The following is an 11,461-nucleotide window of genomic DNA, read 5'->3' as shown; positions in this document are numbered from 1 at the left end:
TCTTCCTCACCTCTCTGAGGGAGAGGTGAGTGTTCAGCTCGTCCGCGCCAGCGCGATCGCCTTGCGGATGGCGGCGCGGTGTGGGTCGACGAGCGGTAGCGGCAGCTCCGCCGCGACGTCGGCGAGGATCGGGATCAGCCCGGCGCCGCCGAGCACGACGCGCGCCGCGCCGGTGCGTTCTGCCTCTTCCGTGATCATCGCGCGGCACAGTTCGGCATCGCGCGCCGCCGCGTCGCCGATCGACAGGAAGCTGGAAATCCGGTCGGAGAGGCCGATCGTCGCCGCCAGCTCGGCGAGCATGTCGCACCAGGCTTCGCCATTGGTGGCGACCATGAACGGTCCCGGCTGTTCCGCCGCGGCGCGCAGTCCCGCCTCGGCAAAGCCGGCGACGGGGCAGGGGACCGCCTCCTGCAGGGCGTCGATGCCGGGATCGCCAAAGCAGGCGATGACGATCGCATCCGGTGCCGCGCCATCCAGCAGTTCAGCCTTGGCGACATCGACGACGGCCTCGGCCGCGATCGCCGCGCCGGCGCGGTCGGAGATGTAGGGCGCGCCGAAGCGGGCGGTGACGGCCGAGACGGTGACGGCGCTGCCGGCTTCGTCCTCGGCCAGCGCACGAAGCCTCGCGGTGATCGCCTCCGACGTGTTCGGATTGATCACCATCAGCCGCAGCGGGCTCTGGGCGGGCTGGGAATTGTCGTTCATGTGCGCGTCTCCCGATGTCTCATCATGCCCGTTGCAAGCAAGCCGCGCGCCAGAAACCTCAGCTCCCGGCGATGGCGGCGGCCGTGCCGAGCCTCAGCGGCGGCAGGCGGCCGAGCGGGATGAAGCCGGCCGACACCTTGCCGTTCTTGATCGTCAGCGTCGTCTCGCGCCAGGTCTTGCCGTCGACCTGGACCGGCTTCAGGAAGGCCGAGAGCGGGCCGAGGATCTGTGCGACCTGGTCGCGGCTGCCGGGATGGATGGTTTCGGCGAGGTCCGGCAGCTTCTCGAGCTGGTCGACGCGGATCGCGACCTTGCCGGAGATGACGCCGTCCGGCGCGACCGTGAGATCGCCGCTGGCATTCGCCAGGAAGCCGCCGACATCGAGGCTGAGCTGGCCGAGCTTGACCTGGCCGCCGGCGGCGATCCAGGCTGGCAGCGGATCGACGTGGCCGTCGCGGAGCTCGGGCAACGCGCCCGGCAGGATGGCGTAGAGCTTGGCCGAGAGAGCGGGCAGCGGCGGCGCGCCGGGAATCGTCGCGGCGAAATTGTCGACCGTGCCGGCGAGGTCGAGAGCCGTTGCGTCCGCGTCGTTCTGCAGCAGGTGCAGTTCGGCGTGCTTGGCGCTTGCCGCCGTCGGAAGGCGCGGATTGGCGGGGGCGTTGATCGTGGTCGTCAGATCGTCGGCGACGGCGGAAAAACGCTTCAGGCGCGAGGTGCCGACGCGGACGCTGGTCTGCAGCGAGGTCCAGTTGGCCTCGACGCCGAGATCGCCGGGCGCCTTCAGGGCCAGCGGCCCCTGCACCGAGGCGAGCACATGGCCGGGATTGTAGATGAGCGCGATCGCCTCCATCGCGCCGACCTGGGCTTTGAGCCCCTTCGACGGCAGTTCGAGCGAAGCGGGTGCGCAGTCGAGCGTAAACTTGAACGGGAAGCCGCCGAGCGATTCGGCGTTGCAGCCGAGAACGCCGCCTTCGGCGACAAAATCGGCCTTCATGGCGGCGATGCGTTCGCTGGCGATCCGGTTGGCCCAGAACCAGCCGCCGGCCCAGATCGCGCACAGCAGCAAGGCTGCGACGATGACGAACTGGAACTTGCGCCGGGCGGAACGGGGCCGGGCGGCGTCCACTGTCGCGGTTGCGTCCGTCTTGGCCGGGTCGATCATCCGTTTCCTCCGTTGATGTGGCGGGCGGCGGCTGTTACGCGGTGACAATCTGTCTTTTCGAGGACGAACTCATGTCCGATTTCTGGGTCTTTGGCTATGGCTCGCTGATGTGGCGGCCGGGCTTCGCCTTCGAAGAGGCGATTCCCGCCCATCTCGAGGGCGAGCGCCGGGCCTTCTGCATCCAGTCCTATGTCTATCGCGGCACGCCGGAACATCCGGGCCTTGTGCTGGGCCTCGATAAGGGCGGCTCGTGCCGAGGCATGGCGTTTCGCGTTGCCGATGGCGCGCGTGATGTCGTCCTCGCCTATCTGCGCGAGCGAGAGCTCGTCACCAATTCCTACATCGAGGTCGAGCGCAACATCCGGCTGGAGCGGCCGGCGCGCGATTATGTGCGGGCGATCACCTATGTCGTCGATCGCACCCACCCGCAATATGCCGGCGACCTCTCGCGCGAGGCGGTGTTGGCGCAGGTGCGCGACAGCGTCGGCCAGGCCGGCAGCAACCGCGATTATGTGCTGGCGACCGCGGCTCACCTCGCCGGGCTCGGCATAGAGGATCCGTTGCTCGAATGGCTGGCGGCGCGGCTGATGGCCGAGCCTGCCAGTTGATCACGCTGATTCGCTCGCCTGGACGGCGTTGATGCGGGCGACCGCTTCGGGCGGCAGCGGCGGCGGGTTCGGACCCTCGGCCGCCTCGATCAGCAGCTTGTCGGTCGCCGGCTCGAGCGCGCCGATCAGGGTCGCCAGGAAGGTCTTCGAATCGAGACCGGGCGGAATCGGGTCGAGCACGTCCATGACGATGGTGCCGGGAAAGCGCAGGAAGCTCTGGCGCGGCCAGTAGAGGCCCGAATTCATCGCGATCGGCACCACCGGCACCTTCAGCTCGCGATAGAGATGGATGATGCCGAACTTGTAGTCGGGCGGCGAGCCGGCGGTGCGGCGTGTGCCCTCGGGGAACAGGATGACCTGGCGGCCCGCCTCGACGGCTTCCTTCGAATCGGCGGCGAGCTTCCGGAGCGCCTTCGAGCCGCCGGCGCGGTCGACCGGGATCATGCCAGCCTTCCACGTGTACCAGCCGAACAGGGGGATCCACATCAGCTGCCGCTTCATGACATAGGTCGGGTCATCGAGCAGATGGAACAGCGCCATCGTCTCGAAGGCAGACTGGTGCTTCGGCGCGATCAGGCCGCCGCCCTTCGGCAGCTTTTCGATGCCGCGCACCTCGATCTTCGTGCCGGCGAAGACGCGCAGCGCCCACATCGACGAGGCGGTCCAGAACTTGACCACGGCGATGGCGGCGCGGTGCGGCAGGAAGAAGAAAAACGGAAGCGTCACGGCGAGGATGATCGCCATGATCAGATAGAACGCGGCCTGGAAGAGCAGTGAACGAAGGGTCAGCATGGTGCGGTTCTACGTCGGCGTCGAAAGATACGGCGTCAGCGCAGGACCCCGCCGGTTGTCGCGTGAGTATGCGTTTCCGCCGCCATCGCGGTCCCGCTTTCCCCCCGCGGCGTCTCGAAGGCGAGCCGCGCACGAGCGAGCGTATACTTCAGGTACTCGCCGAGGAGAAGCTTTACTGATGCGCCATGTCGCCACCAGCGGTCCATTTCGAGCTGCTTGTTCGAAACCGGGTAGGGAATCAGGCGCACGCCGGGCATGGCTCGGGCCAGCTCCACCATGCTGCGCGGCATGTGGTAGTCGCTGGTGACGATGATCAGCGAGTGGATTCCCTGCTTCTCGACCCAGGCGCGGGTTTCGTCGGCATTGCCGATCGTGTCGCGTGCCGCATGGCCGAGATCGACGCGCTGGTCCAGCACGGCGCCATAGGCGCTTTCGACTGCGCGGGCGATGTCGTGCCGGCCGACCGCCGGATTGACGCCCGAGATCAGCAGCTTTTCGGCGCGATTGTCGCGCAACAACGCCAGTGCGCCGTCGATTCGCGCCGTGCCGCCGGTCAGCGCGACGATGCCTTCGGCGGTTACGTCGGTCGGCGGCGTGGTGTTGGCGACCTGGCTGGCGAAGCGGGCGAAGTCGAGGCCGGCGATCGAACCGGCGATGGCGACGAGCAGCAGCACCGTGACGAATGGGCGGCGGCCGGGGGCCGGCAAGCGGCCATGCGAGGCCGGGCCGGCAAAATTCCGTCGGCCAAGATCCGTTCCGGTTTGGGCCGCGTCACTCATGCCGATCAGCTTGCGAGCCGATTGCGGCCAAGAAGGGGCAGAAGTCACACCATGGTGACGACCGAGTGACGGGGACAAGGGCGCGCCGCCGGTCATTCGATCGAGGCCAGGTGGCGGTAGACGGTGAGCCGCGAGGTGATCGCGGTCATGATTCCGATCAGCAGCGCGATGACGAGGGCGCCGAGATAGCCGGTCGGGCCGATGGCGAAGCGGCCGAACAGCGCCGAGACCTGGTCGCCCTCGGGCGTCGCGATCGAGCGGCCGATGAAGAAGGAGAGGACGGCGAACAGGATCGCCGCGCCGGATGCGCCGAGCAACCCGCCCTTCAAGCCGAGAAACAGGAAATGACGCTGGAACTCGCGCGCGATGAAATTCGCTTCCGCCCCGACATAGTGCAGCACCGAGACGATGTCGCGGTTCGAGGCCATGGCGCCGCGCGTCGCGAAGATCACGGACAGCACGGTGGCGATGAAGACGAGGCCGAGGATCGAGACGCCGATGATCACGGTGGCGTTGGCCATCGTCTTCAGCCGGTCGGTCCAGCTGCGGTGATCGTCGAGGCTTGCGCCCTTCACTTCGGTATTGAGGCGGGAGGCGAGCGCGACGAGATCGACGGCATCGGGATCCGCCAGTTCGACGACGATCAGGTGCGGGATCGGCAGGTCGCTCATGTCGAGGCCGCTGCCGAGCCAGGGTTCCAGCAGCTTGGCGTTTTCCCAGTCCTCCAGCACGCGGGCCTGGGCGACGCCGGCCATCGATGCGGCGATGGTCGCCGCCTTCTGCGCCTCGGCATTCGTGTCGACGCCGTCGACCGGACGAACCTGGATAGTGACTTCGCGCACGATGTCGGCCTGCCAGCCGAGCGAGGCGTCGCGCACCAGCGACACGGCGCCGAGCGTCAGGCAGGCGAGGAAGCTCATGATGGCGATGACGATCATCAGCGACTTGCCGGCGATGGACTGCGACGGGACGATCGGCGCCGAGACGGTGTTTCCCGAGCGGGCGCGGCGGCGCGACGGCAGGATCGAGCCGAACATGCGGCCGAAGAAGCCTGGACCGCGGTGGGTGGCGAGCTCACTCATAGATCGAGAGCCGTCCTTCATGCAGCACGAGGCGCCGGGCATCGAACTGGTTCATCAGGCCGATGTCGTGGGTGGCGATGACGACGGAAGTGCCGAGCCGGTTCAATTCGACGAAGAGGCGCAGCAGGCGCTTTGCCAGCGGCGGGTCGACATTGCCTGTCGGTTCGTCGGCGAGCAGGATCTCGGGCTGGCCGATCAGGGCGCGGGCGATCGCGGCGCGCTGCTTCTCGCCGCCGGAAAGGATCGGCGGCAGCGCCTGCATGCGGTCGCCGAGGCCGACCCATTTCAGCAGCTCGATGACATCGGCGCGATAGCTCGCCTCCTCGCGCCCGAGCACGCGCAGCGGCAGCGCGACGTTCTCGAAGGTGGTCAGGTGGTCGAGCAGGCGGAAATCCTGGAACACCACGCCGACGCGGCGACGCAGCGCCGGCAGCTCCGCCTTCGGCAGCGTGACGACGTCGCGGTCGAACACGGTGATCAGGCCGCGGGTCGGTTTCAGCGACAGGCAGAGCAGGCGCAGCAGCGTCGACTTGCCGGCGCCGGAAGGGCCGGTCAGGAACTGGAAGGATTTCGGCGCAATCTGGAAGGAGAGGTCGCGGAGGACCTCGGCTCCCATGCCATAGCGCAGGCCGACATTCTCGAAGCGGATCACCGTATTTTTCCTGCTTCCGCTCTCTCTGTGTCGTGGCGGCCGCTGGTCCGGCCGCGCTGAAGGCCGCCGCGCCGAGGCGGCGGACGATTCGCACAGCTTGCCGGGATCAGCGTTAACGAGTTGTTAGCGATGCCCGGTCTCCGGGCGGTTCCTGCCCGATATGCCATCCGATCAAGGCAAAGCGACGGCATGCCTGGCGTCGGCGCCGGCGCGAAAAGCCGCGGTACGAGGCTCTTTTTCGCTAATCGGCGCGGGTATTCCGCCGTGCAATGGCTACGACTTGCGACAAATCGCGGAGATCGGCCCGGATTCATGCGCCGCCGTCGCGTTTTCGGTGACATTCGCGCGGCCGGCGACTAAGAGAACTGCTTTCCCCGGGCCCGATCGCCCGGCCGGGTGAGCGGGACGGCGCGCGGCGCGCGCCACCGCTTCCGCCAACGAAGGAATGAACTGATGCCTGTTGTCCGTGGCCGGTCGATCCGCGTCCTCTACGACATTCCCGAGATCGCCGCGCGCAACGCCGAGCTCGCCACCGAGATCGCCGGATCCGGCTATCGCGACCTCCTGGTCATCTCGATCCTCAAGGGCAGCTTCGTCTTCGCCGCCGACCTGATCCGCGCCCTGCACGCGGCCGGGATGGCGCCGGAGGTCGAGTTCATCTCGCTGTCGAGCTATGGCGCCGGCACCACCTCGTCGGGCTCGGTCCGGGTGGTCAAGGACATCGAAAGCGAGGTCGCCGGCCGCGACGTCCTCCTGATCGACGACATCCTCGAATCCGGCCGAACCCTCGATTTCGCCCGCAAGCTGATGCTGGAGCGGGGCGCCGCCCGGGTCGGCATCGCCGTACTGCTCGACAAGCCCGGCAAGCGCGCGACCGAGATCACGGCCGAGCATGTCGGCTTCAACTGCCCGGACCTGTTCGTCGTCGGCTACGGCATGGACGTGGCGCACGCGTTCCGCGAACTGCCCTTCGTCGGCGTCGTCGAAGACGCGGAATAGGCCCTGTTTTCCACGGTTTTTGGACAGGCGCGTCGGTTTCCGGCGCGCCTGTTCCGTTTTGGGCGACCTCTTCCGGCACGGAAGTCACGATCTGTTTAGGGGAATGGGGGATGATCCCAGCCTGATTGTTTGATCGATGATCCGATCCGGGAAGCGTTTCGTTCCGGAGGATCATGCTCTGGGAACGGACCTGATGGCGCGCATTCTGGTGACCGAAGACGATGACGCGGTGCGCATGTTCGTATCGCGCGCGCTCATGCTCGACGGCCATGAGGTGCTGACGGCGGAGGATGGAGAGGACGCTCTCGACGTGCTGATCCGCGAGAACGGCCAGTTCGACCTGCTCCTGACCGATATCAAGATGCCGATCATGGACGGCATCGCGCTGACCCACGCGGCGGCGTCGCAATATCGCGACCTGACCATCCTGCTGATGACCGGCTTCGCCGATCAGCGCGAGCGCGCCGACGGTCTCGCCGAACTGATCTTCGACGTGGTGACGAAGCCGTTCTCGCTCGCCGAGATCCGTCACGTCGTCAAATGCGCGCTGAACTCCAATAATCTCCGGGCTGCGGTGGCGTAGGGGCGTAGACCCTCACCCTAGCCCTCTCCCGCGCGAGGGAGAGGGGATCCGCCGTCGCCTCGGCTGAATGGATCCCGGGTCAAGCCCGGGATGACGGCGAGGGTGGGGCGCTGGCGTGCCTGCATGCCAGATGCGCCGCTCCGCTGAAGCGATCTCGCCTCAGTACTTCTGCAGCAGCCGTTCCAGATAGTCGCGTTCGATCAGCGGCCGTGACGGGTCGCCGAGGCGCTTGCGGATCATGTCGAGGATCTCGCGGGCGCGCTGCGTGTCGATCGCATCCGGCACCTTCACCGTCGAGCCGAGATCGGTGCCGCGGCCCTGCTGCTGGCGGCCGAGAGGGTCCTGGCCGGGCATCGGGCCGCCCTGGCGGGTGGCCGAGCCGTTCTGGCGGGCCATCTGGTCGGCGAGGCTGCGCGCGCCCTCGCGAAGCGCCTGCAGCGCCTGCCCCTGCGGGCCGACGGCCTGTCCGGGCGCGCCTTCGCCGAGCTGGTCGGCGGCGTCGCCCATCGAGCGGTCGGCCTGGCCGAGCTTGCCGTCCGGCTGCATGCCCTGCTGCTTCATGGTCTGCTGCAGCTCCTGCAGCATCTTCTGCAGGCCCTGCTGGCCCTCGCGCAGTTCCTGCAGCGCCTTCTGGCGCTCCTCCGGCGACATCGGCTGCGCCTCGGCGCCGCTGCCATCGGTATCGGGATCCATCTTGAAGGTGCGGTCCATCAGCTGCTGCTGGCGCTGGATCATCTCGCCGAGCTTGTCGAGCGCCTGGTTCATCGGGCCGTTCTGGCCGTCCTGGCCCTGCTGCGAGCGGCTCGCCTCGAGGTTCTCCATCATCTGCTGCAACTGGCTCAGCATCTGCTGGGCGGCGTCGCGCGAGCCGGTCTTCGCCAGATTCTCGATCTGGTCCATCATCTTCTTCAGGTCTTCCGGCCGCAGCACCTGGGTGTTCGGATCCATCGGCTGCCGGTTGGCCGATTGCGGATTGCGGGCCGCGTCCTGCGCCAGCGCCTCCAGATACTTGTCCATCGCCTCGCGCAGGTCCTGCATCGCCTTTTCAAGCTCGGCGTCGGAGGCGTTGCTCTCGATCGCCTTGCGCAGGGCCTCCTGCGCGGCGCGCAGGTCCTGTGCCGCCAGCGACAGGTCGCCATCCTCGATGCCGAGAGCGATCTGCCAGAGGAAATCGACCGTTTCGACCAGCTCGGCGTCGCTCGGTTGGCCGGTCAGCCGGTGATAGGCCGTGCGCAGCGCCAGATAGGGGCCGTTGGTCTTGAACTTGTCCGGATAGAGCGTGATGGCGTCGATCGCCATGGCGACGTTCGGCGCCTTGCGGGCGTCGAGCGCCAGGACGCGGCGCTGCTCGACGACGGCGCGCGCGATCGGATTGCGGAAGGCGCGCATCGGCAGCGTGAATTCGATGGTCGGGCTCTCGCTCGTCTGACCGGCCTCGTCGGTGGCGGTCAGCCGCATCTTGACCTTGGCGCCGGCCCAGGGATGGGCCGACAGGTCGCGGATCGTCTCGCCATTGCCTTCCCGCATGCGCAGGCGCGGCAAATTGAGCGGCAGTTCGGGCGCGGCGACCAGCGGCCGCGCGCCGCTTTCGGCCGGGGCTTCCGGGGCGCTGATGGCGGCGGCGGCCGACATCACGCCATAGTCGTCGCTGACCGAGTAGCCGAGAGACAGCGCGCCGCTCTGTGTCGCCGACGGCTCGCGCGTCAATTCGATCTTCGGCGGCTCGTCCGGCGTCACGGCGAAGGACCAGGAGAGCAGGGTGCGGTCGCCGCGCGCGACCGTGAGGGCGCTGTCCCTGGAAAGCGTAAGCTTGTGCTCGGCAGGCGTCGGCGCGTCGGTTTGCGTCTTCGGCGGCGGCGCCGCATCGAAGACGAGGGGCTGGCCGCCCGTGGAGACCGCGTGCGCGGCGAGATCCGGCTCGGCCGGCATGCGCAACGTCACGACGGAGCCCTGCGGCACCTTGAGCGGCACATTCGGATCGAGCGAGCCGGGACGGGCCGCGTCGCCGGTCAGGAAGATCGGCGGCCGGCTGGTATAGGCCGGCGGCGTCACCCAGGCGTCGATCCGCGGCGGCGCCTCCGTCGCGGCGGCGGCCGGGCGGATGGCGTCGGCGATGCGGTCGATCCGGTCCGGCCCGGCCATCAGGAAGGCGACGACCAGGACCAGCGGCAGCAGGAAGCGCAGCGCATAGGGATCGCGCGCGTTCATGCCCGGCGAGGGCAGGCCGGCGGAGAGATGGTCGAGCCTCTCGAGCAGGCGCAGCCGATGGGCACGCCAGAGCGACTGTGTCAGCGGATCGTCGCTCGGCTGCGACAGCCGGTCGCCGAAGGCGGTGGCCGGGCGATGCTCCATGGCGCTTTCGCGCGCGACGCGGGCGAGCGCCTCGTCGCGGGACGGCAGCGGCATCCGCGCGAGATGGAGGATGAGCCCGACATAGGCGATGCCGAACGCTGCCAGCACGACATAGCGCAGCGGATCGGCCATGCGCGGCCAGAGGCCGAGCCAGGAAAGGACGAGGAAGAGACCGCCGAGGCAAAGGATGGGGACGATGCGGGGCCAGGCGGCTTCCCAGACCAGCACCCGGCGCGCGCGGCCGACAGCCGTCGTGATCCGCCGCTGCGCCGCCGCTTCCAGCGCGGCCGGCAGCGCCGATCCCGTCTTGTTGCTGTCCGCAGTCTTGCCCGCGGGCTCGGTCATTGCCGCTCCGTCTTGTCCGCCACGCCCGCCGCCCCGGCTAGTGTAGCAACTGAAGTTGGGACGGGCGAGCCTTCCGGCAAGGTTTAGCGGTCAAGTGAGGCCGCGGCGAGACCGGCACGCCCGCATCGGAGGATGCGCGCGTGCCGGGTATTGCCCGTTAGCGCATGCCGCCGGAGGCGAGCAGCAGTTCACCGGTAAGCCAGCCCGAATCGGGAGAAGCCAGGAATACGGCAATCGTGCCGATATCGCCCGGCTGGCCGATTCGGCCGAGCGGCGTCTGCGCGACCAGCTGCTTCTCCAGATCGCTGCCGATGACGCCGGCCGTGCGCGTGCCCTCGGTCTCGACGCCGCCCGGATTGATGGAGTTCACGCGGATGTTCCGGCCCGCGAGCTCCTTCGACAGCACATGCGTGATCGCGTCGACCGCGCTCTTGGTGGCGGTATAGATCGACGAATTGGGCATCGGCAGCTGGCTGATGGTCGAGCCGATATTGATGACGCTGCCGCCTTCGGCACCGAAATGCTTCACGCCTTCCTGGGTGGTGAGCAGGAGGCCGAGCACGTTGGTGTTGAACTGCCGGTGGAACTCGTCCTCGGTGACGTCCTCGAGCGCGCCGAACTGGTAGACGCCGGCATTGTTCACGAGGATGTCCAGCGAGCCATAGGCCGCCTTTGCCTCGGCGAAGAGCCGCGTCACATCGGCCGATTTCGAAACGTCGCCCTGGACAGCGACGGCCTTGCCGCCTCTGCCTTCGATCTCCGCCACGACGCGGTCGGCGCCCTCCCTGCTGGAGGCGTAGTTGACCACGACGGAGGCGCCGGCGGCGGCCAGCTCCTTGGCGATGCCCGCCCCGATGCCCTTCGATGCGCCCGTTACGACCGCAACCTTGCCTGTCAGTTTGCTCAACTCATTCACTCCTGTTGGTATGAGTTGATTAGACAGTTAGATAATCGTCTAATCGTTACAAGAGGCGAGTCCGGTGAAATTTTCGGCCGCGGCCGGATTTCCTTCTCTTGGGTCAGATCTGGGAGAGCTGGGCCAGGTAGGCGTCGAGCACGTCGCGGCGCAGGACGAGGCTTGCGAACTTGCCTTCGCGCACGATCTCGATCAGCCCCGCCGTCTCCAGTTCCTTCAGATGATGGGAAATGGTGGCGGCGCTGACCTGCTGGTTCTGGACGACGCAGCTGCAGGCCAGCGGCGCGCTGGAGGCGCCGAGGTCCTTCAGGATCTGGTAGCGGCGCGGCTCGGCCAGCGCCTTCGAGATCAGCACCACCTGCCGATCGCTGAGGCGGGGCTCGGAGCGCTGGGTCTGGCCGGGATCGAGGGGAAACGCGTCTGCGTTGGTCATCGCCCCTCCAATATCGGTATTGCGCGGCAAAATGGCAATCTTGCCGCGCAGCG

Annotated in this window: 12 protein-coding genes; 3 read left to right on the top strand and 9 right to left on the bottom strand. The window is 67.8% G+C overall.

Features of this window, described 5'->3' with window-relative positions; genetic code table 11:
• Nucleotides 1-33: 33 nt before the first annotated feature.
• A complete protein-coding gene (locus OSH07_RS10920) occupies nucleotides 34-705 on the bottom strand; it encodes an aspartate/glutamate racemase family protein (protein ID WP_266338680.1) in 672 nt (223 codons plus the stop codon).
• 58 nt (nucleotides 706-763) lie between these two features.
• Complete coding sequence (locus OSH07_RS10915) at nucleotides 764-1,867, bottom strand: DUF2125 domain-containing protein (RefSeq protein ID WP_266338679.1); 1,104 nt, start codon at nucleotides 1,865-1,867, stop codon at nucleotides 764-766.
• Between the two features lie 71 nt (nucleotides 1,868-1,938).
• Here OSH07_RS10915 and OSH07_RS10910 point away from each other — a divergent pair, with 71 nt between their 5' ends.
• Nucleotides 1,939-2,475, top strand: a complete 537-nt coding sequence (locus tag OSH07_RS10910; RefSeq protein ID WP_266338678.1) for a gamma-glutamylcyclotransferase — start codon at nucleotides 1,939-1,941, stop codon at nucleotides 2,473-2,475.
• Here the strand turns inward: OSH07_RS10910 and OSH07_RS10905 are convergent, their stop codons facing one another.
• The 4 genes from OSH07_RS10905 to ftsE are packed head-to-tail and all read right to left on the bottom strand — an operon-like array spanning nucleotide 2,476 to nucleotide 5,780.
• Nucleotides 2,476-3,267, bottom strand: a complete 792-nt coding sequence (locus tag OSH07_RS10905) for a lysophospholipid acyltransferase family protein (RefSeq protein ID WP_266338677.1) — start codon at nucleotides 3,265-3,267, stop codon at nucleotides 2,476-2,478.
• Nucleotides 3,268-3,302: 35 nt separating this feature from the next.
• Entirely contained in the window at nucleotides 3,303-4,142 is an 840-nt protein-coding gene (locus OSH07_RS10900; RefSeq protein ID WP_266338676.1) for a YdcF family protein, read from the bottom strand.
• Nucleotides 4,139-5,128 (bottom strand): cell division protein FtsX, encoded by a 990-nt coding sequence (locus tag OSH07_RS10895; RefSeq protein WP_266338675.1) that lies wholly within the window; start codon nucleotides 5,126-5,128, stop codon nucleotides 4,139-4,141. The genes OSH07_RS10900 and OSH07_RS10895 overlap by 4 nt, the downstream gene beginning before the upstream one ends.
• Complete coding sequence (gene ftsE, locus OSH07_RS10890; protein WP_266338674.1) at nucleotides 5,121-5,780, bottom strand: cell division ATP-binding protein FtsE; 660 nt, start codon at nucleotides 5,778-5,780, stop codon at nucleotides 5,121-5,123. The genes OSH07_RS10895 and ftsE overlap by 8 nt, the downstream gene beginning before the upstream one ends.
• A 453-nt stretch (nucleotides 5,781-6,233) precedes the next feature.
• Between ftsE and hpt the strand changes: the two genes are divergently transcribed.
• Together hpt and OSH07_RS10880 are read left to right on the top strand one after the other, a co-directional pair.
• Entirely contained in the window at nucleotides 6,234-6,779 is a 546-nt protein-coding gene (gene hpt / locus OSH07_RS10885) for a hypoxanthine phosphoribosyltransferase (protein WP_266338673.1), read from the top strand.
• 193 nt (nucleotides 6,780-6,972) lie between these two features.
• On the top strand, nucleotides 6,973-7,362 hold the full coding sequence (locus OSH07_RS10880; protein ID WP_266338672.1) for a response regulator: 390 nt from the start codon (nucleotides 6,973-6,975) through the stop codon (nucleotides 7,360-7,362).
• 159 nt (nucleotides 7,363-7,521) lie between these two features.
• On the opposite strand, the gene OSH07_RS10875 is transcribed toward OSH07_RS10880, so the two are convergent.
• The 3 genes from OSH07_RS10875 to OSH07_RS10865 all read right to left on the bottom strand — a co-directional run.
• Nucleotides 7,522-10,059, bottom strand: a complete 2,538-nt coding sequence (locus tag OSH07_RS10875) for a TIGR02302 family protein (protein ID WP_266338671.1) — start codon at nucleotides 10,057-10,059, stop codon at nucleotides 7,522-7,524.
• 157 nt (nucleotides 10,060-10,216) lie between these two features.
• Nucleotides 10,217-10,966 (bottom strand): SDR family NAD(P)-dependent oxidoreductase, encoded by a 750-nt coding sequence (locus tag OSH07_RS10870; protein ID WP_266338670.1) that lies wholly within the window; start codon nucleotides 10,964-10,966, stop codon nucleotides 10,217-10,219.
• Between the two features lie 112 nt (nucleotides 10,967-11,078).
• On the bottom strand, nucleotides 11,079-11,461 hold a 383-nt coding region (locus OSH07_RS10865; protein ID WP_266338669.1), incomplete at its 5' end, for an ArsR/SmtB family transcription factor.

Source organism: Kaistia nematophila (assembly GCF_026343855.1).
Lineage (GTDB): Bacteria > Pseudomonadota > Alphaproteobacteria > Rhizobiales > Kaistiaceae > Kaistia > Kaistia nematophila.
This window is presented reverse-complemented; position numbering and strand designations above follow the sequence as displayed.

Coding starts and splice junctions, on each gene's coding strand:
- OSH07_RS10875 (WP_266338671.1), bottom strand. CDS start 10,059: ATGACCGAGCCCGCGGGCAAGACTGCGGACAGCAACAAGACGGGATCG.
- OSH07_RS10920 (WP_266338680.1), bottom strand. CDS start 705: ATGAACGACAATTCCCAGCCCGCCCAGAGCCCGCTGCGGCTGATGGTG.
- OSH07_RS10915 (WP_266338679.1), bottom strand. CDS start 1,867: ATGATCGACCCGGCCAAGACGGACGCAACCGCGACAGTGGACGCCGCC.
- OSH07_RS10910 (WP_266338678.1), top strand. CDS start 1,939: ATGTCCGATTTCTGGGTCTTTGGCTATGGCTCGCTGATGTGGCGGCCG.
- hpt (WP_266338673.1), top strand. CDS start 6,234: ATGCCTGTTGTCCGTGGCCGGTCGATCCGCGTCCTCTACGACATTCCC.
- OSH07_RS10905 (WP_266338677.1), bottom strand. CDS start 3,267: ATGCTGACCCTTCGTTCACTGCTCTTCCAGGCCGCGTTCTATCTGATC.
- OSH07_RS10895 (WP_266338675.1), bottom strand. CDS start 5,128: ATGAGTGAGCTCGCCACCCACCGCGGTCCAGGCTTCTTCGGCCGCATG.
- OSH07_RS10880 (WP_266338672.1), top strand. CDS start 6,973: ATGGCGCGCATTCTGGTGACCGAAGACGATGACGCGGTGCGCATGTTC.
- OSH07_RS10900 (WP_266338676.1), bottom strand. CDS start 4,142: ATGACCGGCGGCGCGCCCTTGTCCCCGTCACTCGGTCGTCACCATGGT.